Genomic DNA, 25,554 nt, shown 5'->3' on the forward strand with positions numbered 1-25,554 from the left:
CTATTCACTGGATGGGGTTATTAGCTGTCAGGACAGATGCACGTAGAACGTGGCACATTCGCCCTCTGTACTCTTGGCATACAGCCTGCCTTTATGCTGGTCTATGATGGATTTGGCTATAGCCAGTCCGAGCCCGTAACCGCCCTGCTTACGCGCCCGGGACGTATCGGTCCGATAGAAGCGGTCGAAGATACGGGTCAGATGCAGCGGGGCGATGCCTTCCCCAGTATTCGTTACGGCAAGGACCGTTTCGTTATGCTGCTTCTTCAGTGTAAGTGTGACGGTACCGCGAGGATTTGCATATTTGACCGCGTTATCCAGCAGAATCATGACCACCTGCTTCATCTGTTCCCGGTTCCCGGTGACCATCAGCTCTGGTTCAATATCGTATTCCAGCGCAATCTCCTTTTCGTAAATAACGGCTTCCATCGTCAAAATTATAGTCTCCACCGCTTCACTCAGATCGAATTTGGCATATACCAGTCCGGTTCGCGAATCTTCCATTTCGGTCAGATAGAGCAGGTCATTCGTCAGCTTTGTCATGCGTTCGGTTTCCGATTTGATGTAATGCAGCCACTTGGATTGGCTGTCGATCGGTTCACTGCCGTTAGCGAGGAGGACGTCCGCATTGGTGCCGATGATGGTCAGCGGCGTCTTCAATTCATGAGAGGCATCGGCGATGAACTGCTTCTGCTTCTCAAAGGCTTCACGGATCGGTTTGATAGAGCGGTTAGCAAAATAACGGCTGGTAAAGTAAAGGACCAGCAGCATGGCGAGTGCGACAATGACGAAGGTATAGATCAGGTTGGTCAAAATGCTGTGCCGCTCGCTCACATCCATGAATACATACATGTAGCCTTCATTGTTCTCGCGAAGGAGGAAGGCCCAGCGGCTGTCGTCCAGTTCGAATTGGCCCTCATTGCGGTTCATGGATAGGGCCTTCTTCAGAGCCTGGGCGAAAAAGTCTGCATCCACGTTTTGAATACGGGACTCGGTGCCGGTCAGCTTGCGAGACATGTCTGTCTGGAGCATGAAAGATACGGCGCGCTCCGGCGGCGGGCCGCCGTTGTCTGGAAAGATACCGCCTTGATCCCTGCGAGCGTTTGAGCCGGTGGACGGCTCCGACCGAGGCCCCCGGTCTTCCTGAGGTCGCGAATAAGAATCGGAGACCTTCCCCAGCTCCATATCGATATCTCTCTGCACCTGTTGAAATGTAATGATGTAGATGGCCCCGAAGGCCACGAGCATCACCAGCGTAATAATGGTCAGATTGACAATGAGAAACCGGTTCCGCAGCTTCGTAAACATTAATCGTTCACCTCCAGGACATAACCGACGCCCCGAATGGTGCTGATCCGTACGTCGGAGTTCAGGAAGGTCAGCTTTTTGCGGAGAAATGAGATATATACCTCCACGTTGTTGTGCTCTACGTCGGAATCAAATCCCCACAGCTTCTCAATAATCTGCTCCTTTGATGTAATGGCCTGCCTGCGGCTGATCAGCAGCTCCAGCAGCTCATTCTCTTTGGGGTTCAGCTTAATATCCTTACCCTTCACCGTCAGCCGCAGGCTGGAGGCATTCAGCTCGATATCCCCGAACCGGAGCCCATCCTCGGGAATCATCTCACCCCGGCGGCGCAGAACGGCGCGGATGCGTGCCAGCAGCTCGCCGGAGGAGAAGGGCTTGGCAACGTAATCGTCAGCACCGTGATCCAGTCCTGTAATTTTATCTTCATCCTCCCCTTTAGCGGTCAGCAGAATCACCGGGGTGGCCATACCTTTGCCGCGCAGCGACTTCAGAACGCTGATACCGTCCATCTCAGGCATCATAATATCCAGCAGCAGCAGATCATAAATGCCGGTCAGTGCATAATCCAGCCCGGTCCGGCCGTCATGGACAGCATCGACGGAATAGTGCTGTTTGCGCAAAATCTGGGTCAAAGCCTCTGCCAGATGCAGTTCATCTTCCACAATTAATATTCTCATTCATTCGTCATCCTCTGTCTCGTTCATAGGTTCTTCTGTTCTTAAGTATATCGGGATTACCTTTAATCAACCTTAATTTTTGCTTATACAAATGGACATTCCAATGCATTTCACCACCTCCGGCAGAAGTTGTTCAAGAGCTATTAATGTAGGGAAAATGCGCAAAGCACCGAAAGGTCAAGCGGGTGTTAAAAAACATCAAAATCATGTAAAACTTTAAGATTCATTAAAGGTTAGCCCGGTAAGATACAGACATGGAAGCGAGACATCCGATGACAGAAAGGAACGAATTCATATGGCTATTGAAGTGTTCAACCGCTACGAGAGCAAATACCTGCTCAGCGGAAGCGCCTATCGCAGGCTGTATCTCGACCTTATGGAGCATATGGAACTGGATGAATACAACAAAAAACACGAGTTTTATTCCATCAGTAATATTTATTTTGATACGGAGCATCACTCCCTGATCCGAGCCAGTATCCAGAAGCCCAAGTATAAGGAAAAGCTGCGGCTGCGGGCCTACGGGGTGCCGGAGCAGAATGCGAAGGTGTACCTGGAGATCAAGAAAAAGGTGCTGGGTCTCGTCAATAAAAGAAGAACCGCGCTGAAGCTGGATGAGGCCTACGAGTTCGTCCGTACCGGACAGGCCCCTGAACTGCAGGACTATATGAACAAGCAGGTGATGAACGAGATCAGCTACTTCCTGCGCCTCTATAATCTGGAGCCCAAGGTATACATATCGTATGACCGTAAGGCGCTGTTCTCCAAGGAAAGCCGGGATCTGCGGATCACCTTTGATACCAACATCCGCTGCAGACGGTATGACCTGCGGCTGGAGCAGGGCGATTATGGTGACCCGCTGCTGCAGGAGAATCAATGGTTGATGGAAGTGAAAGCGGAGAAGACCGTGCCGCTCTGGCTGTCCAGGCTGCTGTCGGAGCACGGCCTCTACCGGACCGGCTTTTCCAAATACGGCAATGAATACAAAAATCAGATCAGAAATGAACGAACAGAACAGGAGCGAATTCTTTATGCTTGATTCTCTTTTCAGTACAACCCTTACCGATGACACCCTGACCCTCTCCAGTACGATCATCACCATTCTGCTGGCCGTCGTTCTCGGCGGTCTGATCAGTTATACGTACATGAAGACGAACCCGGGCGGCTACACCCAGAGTTTTACCCTGACCATGGTGGTGCTCCCTGTGATCGTCGCAATTATCATTCTGCTGATCGGCAGCAACATCGCAAGAGCTTTCAGTCTGGCAGGAGCCTTTTCCATCATCCGCTTCCGCAGTGCACCAGGGGATCCGAAGGATATCGCGTATGTCCTGTTCACGATGGCATCCGGTTTGGCTTGCGGTGTCGGCGCTTTTGGCTACGCGGTTCTGTTTACGATTATCCTTTGCGTCCTGATGTTCGTCCTGAGTTCTATGAATTACGGAACACGTAAGTCACTGCAAAGAACGCTCAAAGTGACCATTCCGGAAAATCTGGTTTATGACGAGGCCTTTGATGAAGTGTTCAGGAAGTTTAACGTGCAGTATGAACTGAAGAAAATCAGAACTACCGAGCTGGGCAGCCTCTACGAACTGGTATATGCCGTCACGATGAACCAGCTGACCAACCAGAAGGAATTCCTGGACGAAATCCGCTGCCGTAACGGCAATCTGGATCTGTCCCTGACCATGAATCCGACAACGGCTGAATACTAATACGACTTGAAGGAAGGAAGTTTTAACTATGAAAAAATTAAAACCGACCAAGACAATGAGGCAATTAATGAGCAATAAAGGCAAGATGGGCGTAGTTCTTCTCTGTACCGCGGCGATGCTGTCTGCCTGTGGAACAACCACCAATGCCGACAGCACTGCGGCTGCAGCTGCCGTAGCCAAGACGACCAATCTGGTCATGGGGGACCTCGTCACCTTCGACAGCACCGATACTAGCACCACCTGGAGCCAGAGCAGCTCCACCATGATCAAGCTCAGCGGGAAAACAGCGGCAATTAACGGCACAGGCGCTGCGGCTGCCAACGGAAAGGTTACGATTACGAAGGCAGGCACGTACGTGGTCAGCGGGACACTCAGCGAAGGGCAAATCGTCGTCAATACGAGTGATGAAGGTCTTGTGCACCTCGTGCTGAACGGCGCCAATATCCACAGCAGCACCAGTGCCCCGATCTACATTAAGAAGGCGGACAAGGCAGTTATTACGCTGCAGGCTGGAACCAAAAGCACCCTCTCTGACGGCAAGAACTACGTCTTTGACGATACTACGAAGGAAGAGCCGGATGCAGCTATCTTCAGCAAGGCGGATCTGACGATCAATGGAACGGGTAAGCTTGCGATTACCGCCAATTACAAGGACGGGATTCGCAGCAAGGATGATCTGAAAATTGCCGGCGGTACGATCTGGATTCAATCGGCCGATGACGCCATCGTAGGCAAGGACATGGTTGCAGTGAAGAGCGGAACGGTCACAGTTAAGGCAGGCGGTGACGGTATCAAGTCCACCAATGATGAAGATGCGAAGAAAGGTTTTGTAGCAATCGCAGGCGGCACTTTTAATATCAAAGCCCACAATGACGGTATCCAGGCAGAGACCCATCTGCTGCTGGATGGGGGAACGTATACGGTGGCGACCGGGGGCGGCAGCGCCAATGCTCCGGTCAAAATGGAGACAATGCCCGGGGGATTTGGCGGAGGCGGGACACCTCCTGCGGGTGAACGTCCTGCACTGCCGCCAGGTGTGACAGCCCCTGCGGATGGAAGCGGGGAAACGAACACAGGTGCAGCTTCGGGATCTTCAGCGGCAGGGACAACAACGTCCAGTACGGCGGTACCGGATGCTCCTCCAGCGTCAACAGCCCAAGCGGGGGCAGCGCCGACCGGAACAGGTACTACGACCGCAGCAGCGGCTGATGCAGAAACGGCGACCGAGAGCGCGAAGGCAATCAAGGCCGGGACCAACCTCGTTATTCATGGCGGTACGTATACGATTGACGCGATGGATGATGCTGTGCACAGCAACAGCTTGATTCTGATCAGCGGGGGTACCTTTGATATCCGTACAGGTGACGATGGGGTTCATGCAGATGATGCTCTCACAATCGACGGCGGTACGATCGGCATCAAGAAAAGCTACGAAGGTCTGGAGGCTAATATCATCACTATCAATGATGGGAAAATTAGTGTTACCGCTTCGGATGACGGTGTGAATGCTTCCGGCGGCAGTGAGGATACAGCGAGCACGGGTGCAGATGAAGCGTCTGCTGCCGGCTCCGCAGCGGATGCTGGAACGACGGCTCCGGGTCCCCGTCCAGAAGGCGGGTCCTCCAATGCACAGCTGATCTTGAACGGCGGGGTTCTGAACGTGGATGCCGGCGGTGACGGGCTGGATGCGAACGGTTCGATCACGATGACAGGCGGAACCGCCATCATTAATGGACCAACGGATGACGGGAATGGTCCACTCGATTTTGACGGTGACTTCAACATCAGCGGCGGCACTCTGGTGGCAGCCGGCAGCGCAGGTATGGCACAGGCCCCCTCCGATACCTCCGGTCAGCGTTCCATTGCTATGACCTTTACGGCAGCCCAGAAGGCAGGCACACTGATTCATGTAGAAGATAGTGAAGGAAACACGATTGCGACATTTGCTCCTTCAAAGGAATTCAGATCGGTTGTGATCAGTTCTCCAGTCTTGAAGGACGGGGGGACGTACACATTGTATACCGGCGGCAGCTCGACAGGCAGCGAGAGTGATGGCTGGTATGAAGGAGGACAATATACAGGAGGGACCCAAGTGGTTCAATTCCAGGTAGAAGACAGCGTAACGACCTGGGTTAATGAATCCGGGGTGACCACAGCCAATAGTGGTTTCGGTCCTGGCGGCGGGAGACGTCCGGAAGGCGTCCGATCCGGCGACAAAGACGTACCCTCTACAGGTACTACGTCCAACGAAAGTAGTACTGCGGTGCAAGGTACGGTGGTAGAGAGCAGCACAAGTACCGCGACAGATTCAAAATAAGATAAAGACGGCCGCTCCTAACGGGGTGACCGTCTTTTGCTGCTTACGTTAACCTGTTGTAAAAGAACAGGGGTTCAAATACAGATTTGTGTTAAACCGCTGTACGAAGGGAATTGCCTGTGGCATAGTAGAACCCAAGTTCTATTCGAATATTTGTTTACAGGAGGACCCATTATGACGAGAACGGGCGGACAAGAGGATGGCGGACAGCAGAATGGCACCAGAGGCAGAATGACTGCATGGCTGGAGGTACTGGGCGTATCGGCCAAACTGGGGCTGACATCCTTCGGAGGTCCTGCGGCACATTTGGGTTATTTTCATGAAGAGTACATAAACCGCCGCCGCTGGCTGGATGAACGCAGCTACGCCGATCTGGTCGCGCTGTGTCAGTTTCTCCCTGGACCGGCCAGCAGTCAGGTGGGGATCGGGATCGGCATGCTGCGGGCAGGATGGCTTGGCGGCATTGCGGCTTGGCTTGGCTTTACGCTGCCTTCTGTTATCCTGCTGGTTCTGTTTGCGCTCCTAATGAAAGGAATGAATTTGGCGGCGGCAGGATGGATTCATGGGCTCAAAATGGTTGCCGTCGCCATTGTTGCCCAAGCCGTACTCAGTATGGGGCAGAAGCTGGCGCCGGACCGGGCGCGCATGACCCTCGTTGTCCTCGCAGCTGCAGCAGCTTTATTCTGGCAGACGCCCTATAGCCAGGTCCTGATCATTGCGGCAGCCGGCGGGGCGGGTCTATGGCTGTACAGACATACAGCTGACGAACGTCCTGCAGCATACTCTATCCGCATCAGCCGCTGGGCCGGTGCCTGCTGTCTGGGTATATTCCTGCTGCTGCTTGTCGTGCTGCCGCTGCTTCGCTCTTCCTGGGCATCCGGCTCGCTGGCACTGTTCGACAGCATGTACCGCTCCGGCTCACTGGTGTTCGGGGGAGGCCATGTCGTGCTGCCGCTGCTGGAGCGTGAGGTGGTGCCTACCGGCTGGGTGAGCGAGAACGATTTTCTGGCTGGCTATGGTGTAACCCAGGCTATACCGGGCCCGCTGTTTACCTTTGCAGCCTACTTGGGTGCTGTTTTCGGAGGGATTCAGGGAACCGTCGTCGCCACCATCGGCATATTCCTGCCGGCATTTCTTCTGGTAGCAGGCGCTCTGCCATTCTGGAACAGCCTTCGCAGCAGTCCACGGGTACAAGGGGCACTGCTGGGCATCAATGCGGCAGTGGTTGGTCTGCTGCTGGCTGCGCTGTATGACCCGCTGTGGACAACGACTGTTCGGGGTGCGGGTGATTTTGCACTGGCGGCCGGGCTGTTCGTGCTGCTTGTATTCTGGAAGCTGCCCCCGTGGCTGGTTGTTCTGGCAGGAGCAGCCGGCGGTCTGCTGCTCTAAAGGCTGCTGCACAGGCTCATGAAATTTCATTTTTTGGTACAACCTAGACAGGGATGAACACTTAACCAGAAAATGAAAGGAATGAAATGATGAGAAAAGGTGCACTAGGTTTTATATTAACACTGCTGACCCTGTTCCTGTCCCATACGTCAGCGCTGACAGGAACAGCTGCTGCCGCTCCCGCAGCACCGCCTGTTCCTTCTCTGCTGAACGACTTGCGGCAGGGAGGCTATATCCTGTATATCCGTCACGGTGAAGCAAATGTCGGGGAGGATGCTGCCAATCTGGATTTCAAGGATTGCTCTACCCAGCGTAATCTGTCCCCGGACGCGAAGCAGAAGGCTGCAGAATGGGGGGCTGCCCTGCGCAGGCTGCAGATCCCGGTCGCCAGGCCGGTACTGGCCAGTCCATTCTGCCGGACGATGGAGACAGCTGCACTTGCATTCGGCCAGGAGCAGGTTCAGCCTGACCCGTTCTGGGTGAAGGTGTACCGGCTTAGCGGCAAAGCCGGGCCGGCAGAGCAGCAGGCTACGCTGGCGGAGCTCGTCACGGTACTTGAGAAAGTCCCTCCTGCCGGCACGAACCAGGTCATCGTAGCCCACAGCTTTCCTGAAGGCTTGGGGCTTGGCGATATTCCGAATCTGGGTACGGTGATCATCAAACCGAATGGCCCCGGCAAGGGTTATGAGATTGTCGGTCGTGTATCACCGGGAGACCTGCAGAATCTGATGAAATGAACCCGTTACGGGTCAGCTGCTGTGAGCAGAGCTGGCCCGTCTTTTGTTTGGGCAGGCAGCTAATTGATGATACATTATTAATTATCATCTGGTTTGTTAAAGGGAGAATGCTATGAATGGTCATTATGAGCTGCTCTATCATCAAGTGAGACAGACGGGTGTCAAGGAAGCAGAATGGCGGCCGTTTGAACAGGGGACCCGCCTGCTCCAGGCTGCTCCCGGGGAACGAATAATTGAAGCGGGCCAGCAGGTAAGGAATGCCTACTTTTGTACAACAGGATTGTTTCGCCTCTATTATACCTTGGCTGATGGGCGTGAGTATAACGTGGTTTTTACCGTTGCACCGGATTTTGCCACAGCTTATGCCGCCGTGATTACCGGAGAGCCTGCCGCGTATTCCATTGAATCCATGGAGCATTCAACGGTAATTGAAATTCCGAGCTTAGTGCTTCAGTCCTTGATGGACTGCTGTCGAGGCTGGGAACGGTATGTCCGCCGCAGCCTGGAACGACTTTATATCCGCAAGGAAGAACGGGAACGTGAATTACTGTATCTGACAGCGAAGGAGCGCTACGACGTATTTCATCTAAAATATCCCGGCTTAGCTGCCCGTATACCGCAATATCATATTGCTTCTTATCTGGGTATATCCCCTGTATCGCTGAGCCGACTGCTCCGGCAGGAAGGGCATTAACCTAGGTTAATGCGTCACAGGAGAAGCCGAGGGAGGAGCGCCGCAAGCATGCGGCTGTGCTTGAGGGGATTTTGCAGAAGTACAGTCCCCAGGTTCAGACCCGTTTTTGTGATGCCGAAGCGCTTCCGGGGAAGGATTATACGGATTTTGTAATCTGCGATACGGAAGATCTGAAGTCCTACCATTACATGTGGGAAGAGATTCGTGACTCCGCCCCTTACACCATAGGATATATGAAAATCAAAGACGTCATAATGGGGATGGACTATGCCTTTCGTGCTTTTGAAGCCGATGTGTTGAACATGGAGCGTTCCTAGAGCAGAGGCAGCAATGTTATGCAGCAACACTGTATAACAACAAAAAGGCACAGGCCGAATGGACCTGCGCCTTTTTAATTTATATTACTGATTTTTATTACTTTAATCCGATGCGGCCTGTCATTTTCGGCTTGCCTTTAATGACTTTGGATTTAGGTTTCAGAGGTGTCCGGCGAACAGCCGATTTCTTCACCTTGAGCGGGAGTACCGCCTTCATGCTGCCCTTCGTGGAACGAACACCGCTGTTGGCAGTGACGAGGTTGACGGTATAGTTGCCATACTGTGACGGCACGTACAATCTGCGGAATCCGACAGTTCTACAGTTCGTGCAGCGTGTATCCCAGCACCACTGGAATGCCTGCTGCGGAACCTGGGTGAAGTAGGAGCCTTCCCATACCAGGCTGCGGGAGCTGTTCTCGGCGTAGAAGAAGAACGTGGTGCCGCCGGCATAACCGCTCCATACCTCACGGGTTTGCCCTGGACTGATGCGATACCAGCCAATTTTGGCATAGTTGACTGGCGAGCAGCTGAAGTCAGGATAAGCATAAGCGACGTATACCGTCGATCTCGTACTGTTACGGAAATAGAGACTCATCATGACACATCCTTTCAGATAATTTCATCTTACAGTCTTATTCTATGAGCGCTTTAAGGAATGGACTGGATGTATGCAGGGTAGGGAATGGGGGTCAGACGTGGAATTTATAGGGGAATTACAGGAAAAGTACAGGCTGATAGGACAAAAAGAGCCTGCCGGCTTGAAGCCGGTCAGGCCCTGATTAGAAAAGGAATCAAGGCTAAGGATCGTTAGTGCACGGCAAGCCTGATGAATGTGGTTCAGGTCAGAAGCAGCAGCCAGTTCCATACTTTTTTCATCAATAAACTCCTTTCCGATTAAAAGATGAGACCGGAGGTAAAATCCAGAATATGTAAACGTGCAATCAGCTACAATATACCATAATATGAATGGGAAGTATTCAAATTGAAAGGCAGGCTGATACGATGAGCCAAATTATCGCAATTACCGGAGCGTCTTCCGGGATCGGACTGGCCTCTGCCCTGAAGCTGGCCCGTGAAGGATGGATCGTCTACGCCGGAACACGGCATGTAGAGCGGGATCAGACACAGTATGCAGATGTGGAGAACCTGACTTTCATCGAAATGGAAGTTACCGAACCAGCCTCCCTGCAGCAGGCTATGGACCGAATTGAACAGGAGCAGGGTAAGCTGGATGTGTTATTCTGCAATGCAGGATTCGGCTACCTGCGGGCTCTCGGCCAGGCGGACCCGGCGGATATAGAGCGGGTGTTTAATACCAATGTCTACGGAGTGATGCATTCCATACGGGCCGCACAGCCTCTTCTCCAGAAGGCCGGTCAGGGTTATATCATCGCTACATCCAGCGTCGGCGGGCTGGTGGGTCAGCCGTTCAACGAGATCTATTGCGCCAGTAAATTTGCGATTGAAGGTCTGCTTGAAAGTATGGCCACTTACTACAAGCCAGCCTTTAACATCGACATTACCTTATTGGAGCCCGGCGCCATTGCGACCAACTTCAACAGCACCGTGATGGGGCAGCTGAACGACACCGGCGGGATTCTGGATGACGAATACAAACCGATGCTGAACAGCTATCTTGAGGCGTTCCGCAGCCGTACATCCGAGCCGCAGACGGCTGAGTCCGTAGCAGAGGTGGTTGGAGATCTGCTGCAGATGGAGACGAAGCCGCTGCGCATCCGTACGTCAGAGTCCGCCGAGCAGTTCGTGCGCTTCAAGGTGCAGCAGGATCCTACCGGGCTCGACGGCCTGCTGAACACCCGCAAGCTTCATTTGAACCGATAGACGGCTTGAACTAAAAGATCTGAGGTGTCAGTCTATGCTGCTTCAGGCTTTCCAGAACGACACAAGCCCCCTGGCTGAATGAGCCAGGGGGCTTGGTCGATTAGAGAACACCATGCGGCTTAAGGCAGGATATTGCCTGCTGCACGGTAGATTGCATACCATTCTTCACGAGTCAGATGAATATCGCCTGCCTTGATGCAGTCCTTCAGGCGCTCGGTGTTCATGGTGCCGATGATTGGCTGCATTTGAGCCGGGTGACGCAGCAGCCATGCCACTGCGATCGTCGTATTGCTGACACCATATTTAGCGGCAACTTCATCGATTTGTTTGTTTAATTCAGGGAATTTATCGCTGCCGAGGAAAACGCCCTCGAAGAAACCGTATTGGAAAGGCGACCATGGCTGGACGGTAATATCATTCAGTCTGCAGTAGTCCAGAATGCTGCCATCACGGTCCACAGCGGATTCGTTCTCCATATTGACGTTAATGCCGTTCGAGATCATGTTGGCATTCGTAATACTCAGCTGCAGCTGATTGGCGACGAGCGGTTGTTGGACATATTTCTTCAGCAGCTCAATCTGCATAGGCTTCTGGTTGGATACACCAAAATGGCGGACCTTGCCCGAGCTCTCCAGCTTATCGAAGGCCTCGGCTACTTCCTCCGGCTCAACCAGCGCATCCGGACGATGCAGCAGCAGGACATCCAGATAATCGGTCTTCAGCCTTTGCAGGATACCATCAACCGAATTCAGAATGTGCTCCTTGGAGAAGTCAAACATCCCTTGGCGGATTCCGCATTTGGACTGCAGGACGATTTTCTCACGTACGTCATCATTCATGTGAATAGCATCTGCAAAGATTTCCTCACAGGCACCTCCACCGTAAATGTCAGCGTGATCGAAGAAATTAGCACCTTCCTCTAATGCAGTCTGAACAAAACGTTCTGCCTCGTTCGAATCCAGCGAATTCAGACGCATACAGCCGACAGATATAACAGGCAGCTCCAGGGTGCTGCTTCCGAGCTTCATGGTTCTCATGGTATATCCTCCTTGATGTTTAAGTATAATGAGCAAGTGTAACCGTCTTCATTATTCCATGCTCCCTGATTGTCACACAAAAGGCCTTCTTATTTCAATACCTGTCGCCTTTCTGTTGTGCAATCTATATTGGAGCGCTATCAAATCGACACTGGTCTTAACCGCCTGCAGCAATATATAATGGACTAGTCTTATATTCACATACAACCTGACACCTGACATTACAGCAGGCAGCAGGCTTGAGATGCATTGGAGCAGGTGAAGATGGCACAGGATTTAATTGTTTATGTACTCATGATCATCACAGGCAGTACCCTTTGTTTATGCTTGGGCATTTATGCTTCGTTCAGATTAAGGGATGCCCCGGGGGGCAAAGCCTATACCGCAGCTACTTTTATGGCTGCCATGTTCAGCTTCAGCTATCTGTTTGAGCTGCTCAGTCCTACATTGACCCAGATTAAATTCTGGTTAAGGATTGAATATATTGCATTACCACTGATACCGGCCTTCACCCTGATGATGTGCTGCTCTTATATCGGGCAGAAGCTGCCGCGGTGGCTGCTGTACATCCTGTTTTTCATTCCCCTTCTCACCATGACGATGCAGATTACGAATGATGGGCATCATCTGTACTACACCTCTATGAAGATGAGAGAGAACTCTCCCTTTCCCGTTGTTGAACTTGAGCATGGACCTTTCTTCTACATTCACTCTGTTTATTTGTACGCCTGTATGGTGGCCTGTGTAGTCATGCTGCTGATGCAGTTGAAGAAGGTGAAAAGAAGATTCCGTCAGCAGATCCTTACGATGGTTGCCGGTCTTATTACACCGATCGTCGCCAGCTTTTTTTATGTAGGGGGCATGAGTCCGAACGGGGTGGATCTCGGGCCTGTTTTCCTCAGTGTATCCTATGTATTCCACACGGTGGCTCTTATGCGGTACCGGATGTTCAACATGGTTCCGATTGCACGTGACACGGTCTTCGAGAGCATGAAAGAGGGAGTTATCGTGCTAAATGAGAGTTATGCGCTGGTGGACTACAATAATGCGGTACTGGATATTCTACCGGATCTGCATCCGGGTTCTGTAGGCACTCCGATTACGGCGCTGATTCCGGGACGGCCTGAACTGGCAGATGTGATCCTGACTGGGGTGGATGCAGATTATGCCTTCACTGCGAATCAGCAGCGCACTTACTATCACATCCGTTTTTCATCCGTCCGTAATCCCGGCCAGGTGGAAGTAGGAACCATTGTAGCCTTCATGAACATTACCGAACGGGTCCAGATGGAAGAAGAGCTGAAACGGCTGGCGAGCACAGACAGTCTGACAGGGCTGCTTAACAAAAGTGCACTCATGCAGCGTTCCGAACAAACGATTCATGCGCTCAAGCCATCCGGCGGCAGTCTCCATGTGATCATGTTCGATATTGATAATTTCAAGAAGGTGAATGATACGTACGGTCATGAAGCCGGTGACCAGGCATTGGTTCATGTCGCAGCTGCTGCCAGAGAGTCACTGGCCGGGAATGGAATCATTGCACGTTATGGCGGGGATGAATTCATTGTCTGCCTTGCCAATTCAACTTTCCAGGAAGCGTATGAGACGGCTGATGATATACGCCGGAGGGTAGCCCGGATCGATCTGCTCTTCGAGGACAGGATCATCCGGGTGACTTCCAGCTTCGGGGTAGCGGGTACCTCTCAATTGGAAGAAGAGACAGATCAGGTCATGCGCAGGCTCATGCGAGAAGCAGATCTTGCACTTTATGCCGTCAAGAGGAGAGGCCGGAATGGGGTTCACATCTACGCGGAATCGCACAACAGCAGCCTCAGTGCTGGAGAATAATATACAGCAGCGAAAAGCATGGGCATACAGCCCATGCTTTTTTGGTGTTCCATGATCCGGAATTACGGGTTAAAAATCCGGCGGTTCAATAGATCCATCGCCTGTTCGACTTCCAGCAGCTCTTCGGCAGACAGGTGGCCGATACGCTCGAACAGCCGGGCACGGATCTGCCGGAGAGCCTGGTCCATCATGGACTGGCCCTGCGGCGATAGCCGGACTACCTGTCTGCGTCGGTCAGTCTCGTCGGTCACTTTCTCGCACAGCTGCCGCTCGGTCAGCTTGCGAAGCTCGCGGCTCGTATTGGGCATAGATATATGCATACATTGGCTGATCTCGCTGAGTGTTACAGGCTGACTGACAGCCAGATACTCCAGTATTTTATATTGAAGCGGTGTAATTTCTGCAGCCTTTACGCCCTGAGAGAGATCATTGGTTAGCTGGTGTACAGCAGCGGAGAAGACAACAAATTGGTGAAAAAGCAAATTCTGATCCAAGACATCACCCCATAGGTATCAAGATAACAAAGTGATTATCCAAAAACAATTATCATTTGACAAGTATAATGGTGTCTGTTAGCTTAGTAGTTATCAAATAACAACTAATGGGGTGCGGGAATGAACGTACTGGTCATCTTTACACATCCGAATCACGAAAGTCTCAATTATGCATTTTTGGAGCAAGTGCTGCGCGGCAGCCGGGAAAACAAGAACGTAACAGAAATTCAGGTGCTGGATTTGTATAAAGAGGGCTTCGATCCGGTGCTGGTATTTCATGAACAGAAACGGCGGAGGGATATGCAGTATGATCCGAATCTGGCCAAATACCGGGAGCAGCTGACCTGGGCAGATCGTATTGTCATGATTTATCCGATTTGGTGGGGGCGGCCGCCAGCGATGCTGCTCGGTTATATTGATCAAATGTTCGCGGCAGGTTTTGCCTATCAGAACAAGGGAGGATGGTTTCCAGAGGGGCTGCTCAAAGGAAAGTCAGTTGTGTGCATATCGACCATGATGGGTCCGGCCCGTTACCCTCTGCTGTGGCTGCGTAACGCTCACCAGGTACTGATGCGCAAGGCGCTGTTTCAGTATGTCGGGATACGGCGAGTCAAGTTTTTCGAGTTCGGCAGCATGGAGAGTCCACGAGGCAGACAGAAAGAGAAGCTGGAGAGGATCTATCGTTATTGTAAGACTGTGTAAGTGTAAACGGATCACCATAGAGAGCATCATTCAGTTGATTTCATATATATTGTTGAACATTAAGATAAATTGAATTAAGATATTAAAAGATCAATTGGAGTCGGTACAGACAAACAGGAGGGGTTATATGATGGAGATCGGAATTAGTACTTTTGTAGAGACCACGCCGGACGTTGTGACCGGTGAACTGATCAGCCATGCCGAGCGGATCCGCCAGGTTGTGGAGGAGATCGTGCTGGCGGACCAAGTGGGCCTGGATGTGTACGGTGTAGGCGAGCATCACCGTCAGGATTATGCGGCTTCATCACCGGCTGTCATTCTTGCGGCGGCTGCTTCCCAGACGAACAATATTCGCCTTACGAGCGCCGTTACCGTTCTCTCCTCAGCGGATCCTGTGCGCGTATTCCAGGATTTCGCAACGCTAGACGGCATTTCAAACGGCCGGGCTGAGATTATGGCAGGCCGCGGCTCGTTCATCGAGTCATTCCCGCTGTTCGGCTATGACTTGGATGATTATAACGAATTGTTTGATGAGAAGCTGGATCTGCTGCTGAAGCTGCGGGACGCCGAGAAGGTAACCTGGTCCGGGGAGCACCGGGCAGCCATTAACAATCTGGGCGTATATCCGCGTCCGGTGCAGCAGCCGCTTCCAGTCTGGATTGGCAGCGGCGGCAATCAGGAATCTGTTATCCGTGCAGGTCTGCTCGGCCTGCCGCTCGTACTGGCCATCATTGGCGGCCGTCCCGTGCAGTTCGCGCCGCTGGTACAGCTCTACAAGCGTGCAGCAGAGCATGCCGGGCATGATGCCTCCAAGCTGACAGTAGCTTCCCATTCTCACGGTTTTATTGCCGATACGAATGACCTTGCAGTAGAGAAGTTCTATCCGTCCACCCAGGCTGTCATGTCGCAGCTGGGACGCGAACGCGGCTGGGGGCCATATACCCGTGCCAGCTACGATGCCGCCCGGAGTCCGGAAGGAGCGCTGTATGTCGGCGATCCTGAGACGGTAGCCCGCAAAATTATTAATCTGCGCAAGCATGTTGGCATTACACGCTTCCTGCTGCATGTGCCGCTGGGCACCATGCCGCACGAAGAGGTCATGCGGGCCATTGAGCTGCTGGGCAAGGAAGTGGCGCCACGGGTACGTGAAGAAGTGGCACAGTGGGAAGCCGAGAACGAAGGTAAGTAAGAACATCTATTAGTGTGGAGAAGTCTTCATCTTCTTCTGCAACTGGGACAGAGGAGCATGCGCTCCTCTGTTTTGTCGTTCGTTCGGACAAAGTATTTTTATACACTGTGAAATAGCAGCAATCTTGTTGTGGAAACAAGGTATAGGATGGATCGGCATAGAAAATTAGAATAACATCCGAAGCCTGTCTCAAATTTCGCTGAAGCAGGGTCGGGTAATAGGGCTTGGTTGCTATTTTTTTGGAGGTGGAGTCATGAAAGCGTTATTTATTGGAGGCACGGGTACGATCAGTACCGCAATTACCCAGCAGCTGCTGGAGCAGGGGTGTGATCTGTATCTGCTGAACCGGGGCAATCGGAAGGATGAACTTCCGGAAGGTGCGCATCTGCTGCAGGCTGACATCCATGACGAAGAACATGTTGCAGGCCTGATTGCTGAACATCAATTCGATGTGGTGGCTGATTTTATCGCATTCGTCCCTTCGCAGCTGGAGCGAGACTACCGTCTATTCAGAGACAAAACCAAGCAGTTTATCTTCATCAGCTCGGCATCAGCTTATCAGACCCCTCTGTCGGACTATCGCATTACGGAAGGTACCCCGCTGTCTAATCCGTATTGGGAATATTCCCGCAACAAGATTGCCTGTGAAGATTACTTGATGAAGCAGTATCGTGAACAGGGTTTCCCGGTGACGATTGTTCGGCCAAGCCATACATACAGTGAGCGCTCTATACCACTGGGTGTCCATGGCAGCAAGGGTTCGTGGCAGGTAGCCAAGCGGATGCAGGCAGGCAAGCCGGTTATCATTCACGGTGACGGTACTTCTCTGTGGACAATGACGCACAGCCGTGATTTTGCCAAAGGCTTTATCGGGTTAATGGGGAATCTGCACGCGATCGGTGAGGCTGTTCATATTACCTCCGATGAATCAGTGACGTGGAACCAGATTTACCATGTTATTGCCGACGCGCTCGGAGTCCCCTTGAAGGCTGTGCATGTACCGTCCGAATTTCTGGATGCATGCAGTACCGAGGACTTCAGAGGAAGCCTCCTGGGGGATAAGGCCAACACAGTCGTATTCGACAACAGTAAGCTGAAACGGCTTGTGCCGGACTTTACTGCCACCACGCGCGTGGATCAGGGAATCAAGGAGACCGTTGAGCATATTCTGGCCAACCCGGAGCTGCAGCAGGAGGATCCCGAGTTTGATGCCTGGTGCGACCGGGTGATTCAGGCTCTGGATCAGGCGGTCCAAGCCGTGAAGGGTTAAGAATAGTCGTTCTAATTATATACAGCATAAGCCCCTTACTCATCCTGTAGGAGAAGAGGGGCTTTATTCTTTATTGTAATCCTTAAATTAAAGGATTTTAGGGAAGGCTGAGGAAGAGGTGCTTGAGATCCGCGAAAATAGCCATGGCATTGCTGCGTAATCCATGGTAGGATAACCTTTTCAAAGACCACAACATCCAATAAGGATTAGAATGAAGGAAGTGTAGAACGATGATTCTAGTGACTGTACCGGTACCGGACGTGACCATTACTAAACAGGATAACCCGCAGTTAAGCCATATTTACGGTTTCACCGATTTCCATTTAATTACCCGCGAGAAGGGCGGTATCTTCATGTTTTATAATGAGCAGGATGAGCTGCTCTTTGTAGGCAAGGCCAGAAAGCTTAGACCGCGGATCAAGAAGCATTTTGAAGACAGCGTATCTCCGATGAAAGATCACCGTGAAGAAGTAACTAAAATAGCCGTCTGTGAAGTGGAGAATCCAGTGCACCGTGAAATCTACGAGACCTTTCTCATTAATGAGCAGAAGGCAAAGTACAATGTAGAGAAAGTCTTCTTTAAATAAGCCGGAATATAGAAAGCCTCTGTACCGTTCTCGAAGGAGCTGCTGCTCCCTGCGGTCAGAGGCTTTTTCTGATGAGAAAAAGGAGCGTTTATCGCCATGTGAAGGGTTCGACGGGATAAGGCCTGTTTAATGATAAGGGGCAGACTGGCTGAAGGTTACCGCTCATGCAGGTGCCATACATATGAAATGTTAAAAGAAGTGGATACGAGGAGGAATATTCATGATTGTTCTTCATCTTGCTGCACTGACCTGTCTGGTCTCCTTCCTGATCAGCTATCGGACTGACCCGCGGATGCTGCGCAGCGGCGTATTTCTGACGCTCGGACTGGGTTTATTTCTGCTGAGTCTTGGACTGCGCAGTTACCTGGATGCTGAGGGGATCCCGCAGTATATTCTCACCGTGCTGCTGGTCCTGCTTATCGTAATTGCCCCTTTTCTCGCCATAGCCCTGGGCATTGCGCTCATTCAGAACGGCCGGGTTCTCATTTCGAAGGAGGGGAGAAAGCTGCCCAATCTGCTGTCACTCGGTATGGGGGCTGTCATTGCCGGACTGGCTGCTCTGTACGCGATCGGTCAGTGGAATTCGGATACCCGCTTCTATGTGCTGCTTCTGCTGCTGCTCGCCGGTTATTACGGATTCGTGCTGATCAGTTTTCTGGTCTCCTGCATTCTTGCTAACAGTCAGCGGCCTGCATGGAATCAGGATTTTATTATTGTGCTGGGTAGTGGTCTTATTCAGAACCGCGTTCCGCCGCTGCTGGCCGGCCGGCTGGACCGGGCCGTGAATTGGTACTACAGACAGAGCCGGGTAGGGGCGCCGCCGCGTTTCATTGTGTCGGGTGGACAGGGGAGCGATGAGACGCTTGCTGAAGGAGAGGCTATGAGACGGTACCTGTTGGGAAAGGGAATTCCCGAAGCGTCCATTCTGGTCGAGGATCGCTCCTCTAATACGATGGAGAATCTGACGTTCTCCAAAGCGATGATGGATCAGGAAAAGGGCCAGTACAAATGTATTTATGTGACGAGCAATTTTCACTTGGCACGGGCGGGTATCTATGCCCGGGATGCAGGTATTCCCGGAACAGGGATCGGGTCCCGTACGGCGCTGTATTATTTACCGAATGCCTTTCTCCGGGAATACATTGCAATTCTGACTCTGCATAGATGGATTCATCTCAGTGTTACGCTTGCTGTCATTCTGATCATGGTTGGGCTGGCCGCTGGACAGGCGGTATATTCCAGCAGTTAACGACGATCAGGCGAAATAGGCTGCGGCCCCGGCAACGATGCTTAGTCCAGCCCCAGCCCAAATAATAAGGATGTGCTTACGTTCCAAGTCGATACCGTCAATAAGCAGCTTGAAGAGCCATTGCTGGCACAGCCAGAACCAGAGGAGTTCGGCGATTCCTGAGAGCATAAGCCATTGGCCTATGGATTGGCGTGTCCCGGAGGGAAGGGAACGGGAGATGGCCAGTCTGCCGTTTAGCTTGACATTCGTATACATGAGAACCAGAAATACGCCGATCACGAGCAGGGTTGCTATAACCGGCAGCAGGAAACGCAGCAGTTCCCGTGAGTTTGTCCTGAAACCTGACGCTGCCTGCGGCAGACCAATGAGCATGAAGATGAGACCGATGAAGACAGCCCCTCCGGCAAAAACAGCTGTTACGGTATTGATGACAAGGGCGGCCAGTTGAATCAGGAACAAAAGCATAATGAACTCACCTCCCTGGATGATATTCTTCTGTCCCATTCGAATGTGAAAGAGCCCCCTCCCAGTGGAGGGGGCTCTTAAACTTAATATTCTACAATGCGCTCTTGATGACCTTCTTGTAATGCTGCACAGACAGAATACCGAAGATGGAATATAAAGCGGTGTAAACAGCCATAACGATGAGCATTGGCGTCCAGATCTCGGTACCGAACAGGAACCAGCCGGATTGAACCGCGAAATAGCTGTGGCAGAGCCCGACAATCAGCGGGATGCCGAAATTGAATACCTGCTTGACCCGGATGCCTTTCTGCAGATCACCGCGGGTGAAGCCGAGCTTGCGTAGAATGGTATAGCTGTCCTTCTCATCTTCACTCTCGCCGGTCTGCTTGAAGTATAGAATACAGCCGGATGTAATAAGGAAAGTAAGTCCCAGGAACGCGACGATGAACATGATCAGGCCCATATTCAGACGCTGGTTCTGAATCAGGTCCAGACGGGATAATGGACTTCCTTTCATCAAGGGCTCCTGTTCATGGAAGATTTCGTTAGCCTGGTCCAGCTTGGCGGAGTCTGTAATTTGAATGCCGTTATACATAAATATCTTGTCACTGCTTTTTTTGAGGTGCTCAAAAAGGTCCTGGTCTATAACCAACGTAGGCATGGTACCAATCGAATATTGTGTGGAAATGACCTGGTCCCGGCGCTGCCCCAGATAATGCAAGGGAATCGTTTCCTGGCCGTTGATCAGCTTGATTTCACCGGAGTCCTTGAGCGGCAGGAACTTCTCCAGCAGATCGTTGCGGCCGGCGAACAGAGCTTCATTCTTACCGAGGTTCAATTGGTTCACAGCCTTCTCTCCAACCACGACAAGATCTATATTCTCCTCACCGCTGGAGATGAGCTCGCTCGCCCCCCCATCCTGAATCTCTTTAATGTCAGCAGGCACACGTATAACCTCAACCTGCTTCAGGGAATAGGCAACGTCACCCTTGGTCAGCGCCTGTCCCAGCAGATCGGCATCTTCCGTCTTGGTCAGCGCAAAATCCAGCGGCACGGAATCAGCTGCTGATTTCTCCGCAGAGTAATAGGAAATGTAAGACAGGGATAGCAGGCCAATGGCCAGTGCAGAAACGGTCGTGATAATGGTCAGCATGAGTGCACCGGACTTCATGCGGAACATGATGGAGGACAGGGACAGAACATCGGTAATGCCGAGATAGCCTCCCTTGCTCCGGCGGAGCATTTTGGAAATAAAGCTCACTGATCCCTTATAGAACAGGTAGGTCCCGATAATGACGGCGGCCAGGATATACAGCATAGCTCCGAATAACGCGGCTGTGGACAGGAAATCACCATCGAACAGCTTGGACGAAACGTAGTACCCTGACAGAATCAGGCCCAGGCCGAGCAGACCCATGACGATCTCCCAGAAGGACAGCCTGCCCACCTTGCCTTCGGAGGAGGAACGAACCCGGAACAGGGACAGGATGCTCTGCCGTGCAATGAACGTATAATTCATGATCATGATCAGGACGTAAATGCAGAGGAAGACGATCAGTGTCTGTACCAGAGCCTGACCCGAGAATCTCATTGCAGCCGCCGTTTCAATCCCCATGATTTTGAACAGAATCATCAACATCAGGCGGGAGAACGAGAAGCCGACCAGAATTCCTACGATCAGTGAGCCAAAGTACAGCATCAAGTTCTCGGCGCTCAGGATACGGAAAATCCGCTGCTTTGTCATCCCGATGAGCTGGAAGAGCCCGATCTCCTTACTGCGCCTTTTGATAAAAATACTGTTCGCATACAGGAGGAAGATCGCTACAATCGCGACCAGCAGTACGGATGCGGCCCCGAGTGCAGCGGCTCCCTTTATGGAGCCCTTGGTTTCATCCATAGACGGGTCATATTGCAGTGTAACAAAGGAGAAATACAGCGCCGAGCTAAAAACTAGGGCAAACACGTACAAGTAATAATTTTTAAGATTTTTGCGGAGATTCCGCCAGATCAGGTGATTAATGTTCATGCTGCACACCGCCCAATACACCCTGTGTTTTCATAATATCCTGGAAGAATACCTGACGATCCTGTGCACCGCGATTCAGCTGGGTATATACCTGTCCGTCTTTGATAAAAATGACACGGCTGCAGTAGCTGGCAGCGACCGGATCATGGGTAACCATTACGATGGTAGAGCGGCGGCGGCGGTTCAGATCACTTAATTTGTTCAGCAGGTCGGAAGCGGCTTTGGAATCCAGCGCCCCTGTAGGTTCGTCAGCGAAGATAATACTGGGCTCATGGATGAAGGCCCTTGCTGCCGATGTACGCTGCTTCTGGCCGCCGGAAATCTCATTCGGGTACTTGTCCTTCAGATCCAGAATCCCCAGTTCAGCAGCCACTGCTTCAAAGCGCTGGTTCGCTTCCTTCTTCAATATCTTCGTAATCGAGAGCGGCAGCAGAATATTCTCTTTGACCGTCAAGGTATCCAGCAGATTATAGTCTTGAAAAATAAAGCCCAAATGCTGCTTGCGGAACTCCGCCAGCTGCTTCTCCTTCATATTGCTCATTTCAACATCGTTGATGCGGATGGATCCCTGGCTCAGCTTGTCGATGGACGACAGTACATTGAGCAGGGTCGTCTTGCCAGAGCCAGAAGGCCCCATGATGCTGACAAACTCGCCTTCCTCAATCGTGACGTCAATGCCTTTCAGCACTTCCTGACTGTTGAACTTGCTGCCGTACAATTTATGAATTTTACGTGCTTCCAATATGCTCATTGAACTACCCCTCATCCTCTGAAATGGCCGATCTCTGCATGACGTTCATGCGCGGCTTTATGTTCCTAGTATATCGAAGGGGAACGGGGTCCGGCGTTTGATTCAGCTAACAAAACAGCATAAGCATGTGACAAACTCGTCACATGCTTATCATATCCACGAATTCATTCCGCCTCGGGAAGCGGAGAATCATCCGGGTACCCCGGCCGGGCTCGGATTCTGCCTGAATTAGAATGGACAGGGCTTCCGCCGCACGGCGGGACAGGTACAGACCCATTCCGGTTGAAGCCTGATCCTGGTGCTGTGTCGTGGAGGTGAACCCCTTGTCGAAGATGCGTGGAAGATCCTGAGTTTCAATGCCTCGGCCCGCATCCTGTACCTCCACGATGACCTGTCCTTCCTGCAGTGTACTCAGAATGGTGATGTCACTTTCTTCACTGTACTTAATCGCATTAGTCAGCAGCTGCCGGATGATAAAGGAGAGCCATTTGCCATCACTATACACCTCAGGTGCCTTCAGCTGGAGATCGAAGCCGATCCCTTTCTGCATGCACCAGGACTGAAGGGCTTTGATTTCAGTGACCACGAGTGTCTTCAGGCTCAGCTTCTCGATATACAGATCGTTCTCCAGAAAGGAAATTCGCTTGTGATGCAGCTGCTGGTCGAGCAGCAGATGGATACGCAGCCATTCATAGGTCAGATGCGACTTGATGGAGGTATCCTCCATGCGTTCCATCATCAAATGCATCGCCGTCAGCGGTGTTTTCACTTCATGAATCCAGGAGAGCAGGTCATCCTTCTCGCTCTCCAGCAGCATCTGGTTATGGGAGGCAACCTGGCGCAGGCGCCCGGTCTGTTCGGTGATGCTGTTATCGATAATATGCTCGAACGGGCTGTTCGGGTCCTGAAGGCTGTTCATATCCAGGCTGTTGTTCCACTCTTCCAGGCTACGGTAGAAGCGGGTCTCCTTGAAGTACCGGAAAGTCAGGAACATGATAAAAATCAGCATGGACAGCAGGACAATGTAAGCTACAGGCCAGAAGGGAATCGACGTATCCATGTGAGCGATGAACAGAATCAGGGCCTGCTGCAGCAGGATGAACGAGATCCAGCTGGCCCGTTCAAGCAGGAACCGGCCGATCATGACGGGACGCCTTCCACGGCCATATAACCCAGACCGACCTTGGTTTCGATATATTGTCCGAGATCAATCTCATCCAGCTTCTTACGCAGCCGGTTGAGGTTGACGGTTAATGTATTGTCGCTTACGAACCGTTCGTCATCCCACAGACTGCGGATCAGCTGCTCCCGGCTGACGACTTTGTTCTTATGCTCAATTAGCTGCTTGAGGATCAGAATTTCATTCTTGGTCAGCTCTACGGTGCCGGTCTCCGCGGTAACGGTATTTTTCTCGTAATCGACAGCAGCTCCGCACCACGTCTTCAGGGCAACCGCATCATTGCTGTAATTATAGACACGGCGCAGAATGGCCTGAATCTTGGCGATCAGCACATCGAAATGAAACGGCTTCTGTACATAATCATCCGCACCAAGCTGCATGGACATGACCATGTCGGTTGGATGGTCGCGCGAGGAGAGGAAAATAATCGGTACGTTCGAGTGAGAGCGAATCATCCGGCACCAGTGGAAACCGTCATATTTGGGCAGCTGGATATCAATTAAAACAAGGTCAGGCTTAATCGCTGTATATTCCTGAAGCACCTGGCTGAAATCACGGATGCCATGCACTTCATAAGACCACTGGGTCAATCGGTCTTTGATCTCCTGGAACAGGGTCTGGTCGTCTTCAATCAGAAGTATTGTAAACATGTAATCACCTGCTTTGGGCTGGATTGGCTATAGAAATTGTATAGTATATTGTCCAGGCAGACCAGCGTCTTCCTGATTCTGTGTGGGATGCGAGGGAGGTTTTGGGGTAAATCACAACTAAACGATACAGCTTGCAGTGTAAGCGGGAATGAAGCATTGATATTAGGGAGGGAACAGCATGAAATGGCAGGGCAGGCGAGGCAGCTCCAACGTAGAGGACCGCAGAGGCCGGGGCGCCGTCGTAGGCGGCGGGCTTGGCATTGGCGGGGTGATCGTCTTTCTGATCATTACCCTGCTCGGCGGCAACCCAGGTCAGATTCTGAACGGGGTTACGGGCGGGAGCTCGGATACGAGTGCTCCTTATCAGGAGACCGCACAGGAGAAGGAATTATCACAATTCGTGTCGGTTGTGCTGGCAGATACGGAGGACGTATGGAAAGAAGTGTTCCGGCAGAAAGGGATGACGTATGAGAATCCTACACTGGTTCTGTATACGGACAGTGTGCAGTCGGCATGCGGTGTCACGGGTTCACAGGTAGGGCCGTTCTATTGTCCGGGAGATCACAAGCTGTACATTGACCTGAGTTTCTATGATGAGCTGAAGCAGCAGTTTAACGCACCGGGTGATTTTGCAATGGCCTATGTCATTGCTCATGAGGTCGGGCATCATGTGCAGACGCTGCTCGGCACGATGGACAAGGTGGCTCCGCAGCGCCAGAAGCTCAGCGAAACGGAATATAATAAAATCCAGGTGAAACTGGAGCTGCAAGCCGACTATTATGCGGGGGTATGGGCGCATTACGCCCAGGGACAGGATCTGCTGGAGGAAGGCGATCTGGATGAGGCGCTGACTGCCGCCAGTGCGGTTGGAGATGATACCATTCAGAAGAAGGCCCGGGGCTATGCCGTGCCGGAGAGCTTCACCCACGGAACGTCCGAGCAGCGCAAGCGCTGGTTCTATAAAGGTTTTGAGAACGGTACAATTGAGGGAGGAAACACGTTTACAGCAGCTTCATTATAGACTGCGGCGGGATGCTCCGGCGTCTTCTTACCAGAAACGGCAAAATTTTTTGCCGTTTTTTTAATCTTTTCTTAAGTAAAATGGCGTAT

General features: G+C 51.9%; 24 protein-coding genes and 1 pseudogene. 15 read left to right on the top strand and 10 right to left on the bottom strand.

What is annotated here, in order from left to right:
- Positions 1-27: 27 nt before the first annotated feature.
- Together Q5741_RS07635 and Q5741_RS07640 are read right to left on the bottom strand one after the other, a co-directional pair.
- Positions 28-1,308: a sensor histidine kinase gene (locus tag Q5741_RS07635; RefSeq protein ID WP_305023482.1), complete on the bottom strand. Its 1,281-nt coding sequence runs from the start codon at positions 1,306-1,308 to the stop codon at positions 28-30.
- Positions 1,308-1,985, bottom strand: coding sequence for a response regulator transcription factor (locus Q5741_RS07640; protein ID WP_305023483.1), 678 nt, complete (start codon positions 1,983-1,985; stop codon positions 1,308-1,310). The genes Q5741_RS07635 and Q5741_RS07640 overlap by 1 nt, the downstream gene beginning before the upstream one ends.
- 295 nt (positions 1,986-2,280) lie before the next feature.
- Here Q5741_RS07640 and Q5741_RS07645 point away from each other — a divergent pair, with 295 nt between their 5' ends.
- The 7 genes and pseudogenes from Q5741_RS07645 to Q5741_RS07675 all read left to right on the top strand — a co-directional run.
- Positions 2,281-3,024 carry a polyphosphate polymerase domain-containing protein gene (locus Q5741_RS07645; RefSeq protein WP_305023484.1) on the top strand — a complete coding sequence of 248 codons (744 nt, stop codon included), beginning with the start codon at positions 2,281-2,283 and terminating at the stop codon, positions 3,022-3,024.
- Positions 3,017-3,700, top strand: a complete 684-nt coding sequence (locus tag Q5741_RS07650; protein ID WP_305023485.1) for a DUF4956 domain-containing protein — start codon at positions 3,017-3,019, stop codon at positions 3,698-3,700. The genes Q5741_RS07645 and Q5741_RS07650 overlap by 8 nt, the downstream gene beginning before the upstream one ends.
- Before the next feature lie 28 nt (positions 3,701-3,728).
- Positions 3,729-6,017 carry a carbohydrate-binding domain-containing protein gene (locus Q5741_RS07655; RefSeq protein WP_305023486.1) on the top strand — a complete coding sequence of 763 codons (2,289 nt, stop codon included), beginning with the start codon at positions 3,729-3,731 and terminating at the stop codon, positions 6,015-6,017.
- 231 nt (positions 6,018-6,248) lie between these two features.
- The gene (gene chrA, locus Q5741_RS07660) at positions 6,249-7,406 is read left to right on the top strand and encodes a chromate efflux transporter (protein ID WP_305023814.1); all 1,158 of its coding nucleotides are present in this window, start codon (positions 6,249-6,251) and stop codon (positions 7,404-7,406) included.
- A gap of 89 nt (positions 7,407-7,495) precedes the next feature.
- Positions 7,496-8,143: a histidine phosphatase family protein gene (locus tag Q5741_RS07665; protein ID WP_305023487.1), complete on the top strand. Its 648-nt coding sequence runs from the start codon at positions 7,496-7,498 to the stop codon at positions 8,141-8,143.
- 112 nt (positions 8,144-8,255) lie between these two features.
- Positions 8,256-8,837 carry a Crp/Fnr family transcriptional regulator gene (locus Q5741_RS07670; RefSeq protein ID WP_305023488.1) on the top strand — a complete coding sequence of 194 codons (582 nt, stop codon included), beginning with the start codon at positions 8,256-8,258 and terminating at the stop codon, positions 8,835-8,837.
- A gap of 26 nt (positions 8,838-8,863) precedes the next feature.
- Positions 8,864-9,154 (top strand): annotated as a pseudogene (locus Q5741_RS07675) (darcynin family protein); the annotation flags it as partial.
- Between the two features lie 97 nt (positions 9,155-9,251).
- On the opposite strand, the gene Q5741_RS07680 reads toward Q5741_RS07675, so the two are convergent.
- Positions 9,252-9,749, bottom strand: coding sequence for a DUF1036 domain-containing protein (locus Q5741_RS07680; RefSeq protein WP_305023490.1), 498 nt, complete (start codon positions 9,747-9,749; stop codon positions 9,252-9,254).
- A gap of 407 nt (positions 9,750-10,156) precedes the next feature.
- Here Q5741_RS07680 and Q5741_RS07685 point away from each other — a divergent pair, with 407 nt between their 5' ends.
- Positions 10,157-10,996 carry an SDR family oxidoreductase gene (locus Q5741_RS07685; protein ID WP_305023491.1) on the top strand — a complete coding sequence of 280 codons (840 nt, stop codon included), beginning with the start codon at positions 10,157-10,159 and terminating at the stop codon, positions 10,994-10,996.
- 119 nt (positions 10,997-11,115) lie between these two features.
- Here the strand turns inward: Q5741_RS07685 and Q5741_RS07690 are convergent, their stop codons facing one another.
- The gene (locus Q5741_RS07690) at positions 11,116-12,033 is read right to left on the bottom strand and encodes an aldo/keto reductase (protein WP_305023492.1); all 918 of its coding nucleotides are present in this window, start codon (positions 12,031-12,033) and stop codon (positions 11,116-11,118) included.
- 264 nt (positions 12,034-12,297) lie between these two features.
- Here Q5741_RS07690 and Q5741_RS07695 point away from each other — a divergent pair, with 264 nt between their 5' ends.
- Positions 12,298-13,881 (top strand): histidine kinase N-terminal 7TM domain-containing diguanylate cyclase, encoded by a 1,584-nt coding sequence (locus Q5741_RS07695; RefSeq protein ID WP_305023493.1) that lies wholly within the window; start codon positions 12,298-12,300, stop codon positions 13,879-13,881.
- 62 nt (positions 13,882-13,943) lie between these two features.
- On the opposite strand, the gene Q5741_RS07700 is transcribed toward Q5741_RS07695, so the two are convergent.
- Complete coding sequence (locus Q5741_RS07700) at positions 13,944-14,375, bottom strand: MarR family winged helix-turn-helix transcriptional regulator (RefSeq protein ID WP_305023494.1); 432 nt, start codon at positions 14,373-14,375, stop codon at positions 13,944-13,946.
- Between the two features lie 120 nt (positions 14,376-14,495).
- Between Q5741_RS07700 and Q5741_RS07705 the strand changes: the two genes are divergently transcribed.
- From Q5741_RS07705 to Q5741_RS07725, 5 genes are all read left to right on the top strand, one after another.
- Positions 14,496-15,077, top strand: coding sequence for an NAD(P)H-dependent oxidoreductase (locus Q5741_RS07705; protein WP_305023495.1), 582 nt, complete (start codon positions 14,496-14,498; stop codon positions 15,075-15,077).
- Positions 15,078-15,207: 130 nt separating this feature from the next.
- Complete coding sequence (locus tag Q5741_RS07710; protein ID WP_305023496.1) at positions 15,208-16,266, top strand: LLM class flavin-dependent oxidoreductase; 1,059 nt, start codon at positions 15,208-15,210, stop codon at positions 16,264-16,266.
- Between the two features lie 253 nt (positions 16,267-16,519).
- Positions 16,520-17,536: an SDR family oxidoreductase gene (locus tag Q5741_RS07715; protein ID WP_305023497.1), complete on the top strand. Its 1,017-nt coding sequence runs from the start codon at positions 16,520-16,522 to the stop codon at positions 17,534-17,536.
- A gap of 230 nt (positions 17,537-17,766) precedes the next feature.
- Positions 17,767-18,123 carry a nucleotide excision repair endonuclease gene (locus tag Q5741_RS07720; protein WP_305023498.1) on the top strand — a complete coding sequence of 119 codons (357 nt, stop codon included), beginning with the start codon at positions 17,767-17,769 and terminating at the stop codon, positions 18,121-18,123.
- 220 nt (positions 18,124-18,343) lie between these two features.
- Positions 18,344-19,372, top strand: a complete 1,029-nt coding sequence (locus tag Q5741_RS07725) for a YdcF family protein (RefSeq protein ID WP_305023499.1) — start codon at positions 18,344-18,346, stop codon at positions 19,370-19,372.
- A 6-nt stretch (positions 19,373-19,378) separates the two neighbouring features.
- Here Q5741_RS07725 and Q5741_RS07730 read toward each other — a convergent pair whose 3' ends face one another.
- The 5 genes from Q5741_RS07730 to Q5741_RS07750 all read right to left on the bottom strand — a co-directional run bounded on the left by Q5741_RS07730 (position 19,379) and on the right by Q5741_RS07750 (position 24,444).
- Positions 19,379-19,876: a hypothetical protein gene (locus tag Q5741_RS07730; RefSeq protein WP_305023500.1), complete on the bottom strand. Its 498-nt coding sequence runs from the start codon at positions 19,874-19,876 to the stop codon at positions 19,379-19,381.
- A gap of 52 nt (positions 19,877-19,928) precedes the next feature.
- A complete protein-coding gene (locus tag Q5741_RS07735; RefSeq protein ID WP_305023501.1) occupies positions 19,929-21,863 on the bottom strand; it encodes an FtsX-like permease family protein in 1,935 nt (644 codons plus the stop codon).
- Complete coding sequence (locus Q5741_RS07740; RefSeq protein ID WP_305023502.1) at positions 21,853-22,614, bottom strand: ABC transporter ATP-binding protein; 762 nt, start codon at positions 22,612-22,614, stop codon at positions 21,853-21,855. The genes Q5741_RS07735 and Q5741_RS07740 overlap by 11 nt, the downstream gene beginning before the upstream one ends.
- 139 nt (positions 22,615-22,753) lie before the next feature.
- A complete protein-coding gene (locus Q5741_RS07745) occupies positions 22,754-23,758 on the bottom strand; it encodes a sensor histidine kinase (RefSeq protein WP_305023503.1) in 1,005 nt (334 codons plus the stop codon).
- A complete protein-coding gene (locus tag Q5741_RS07750) occupies positions 23,755-24,444 on the bottom strand; it encodes a response regulator transcription factor (RefSeq protein ID WP_305023504.1) in 690 nt (229 codons plus the stop codon). Before Q5741_RS07750 ends, Q5741_RS07745 begins: the two co-directional genes overlap by 4 nt.
- Positions 24,445-24,622: 178 nt before the next feature.
- On the opposite strand from Q5741_RS07750, the gene ypfJ reads away from it, so the two are divergent.
- A complete protein-coding gene (gene ypfJ, locus Q5741_RS07755; protein WP_305023505.1) occupies positions 24,623-25,465 on the top strand; it encodes a KPN_02809 family neutral zinc metallopeptidase in 843 nt (280 codons plus the stop codon).
- The last annotated feature ends 89 nt before the right edge of the window (positions 25,466-25,554 follow it).

The sequence above is a fragment of the Paenibacillus lacisoli genome, assembly GCF_030580655.1.
GTDB lineage: Bacteria > Bacillota > Bacilli > Paenibacillales > Paenibacillaceae > Paenibacillus > Paenibacillus lacisoli.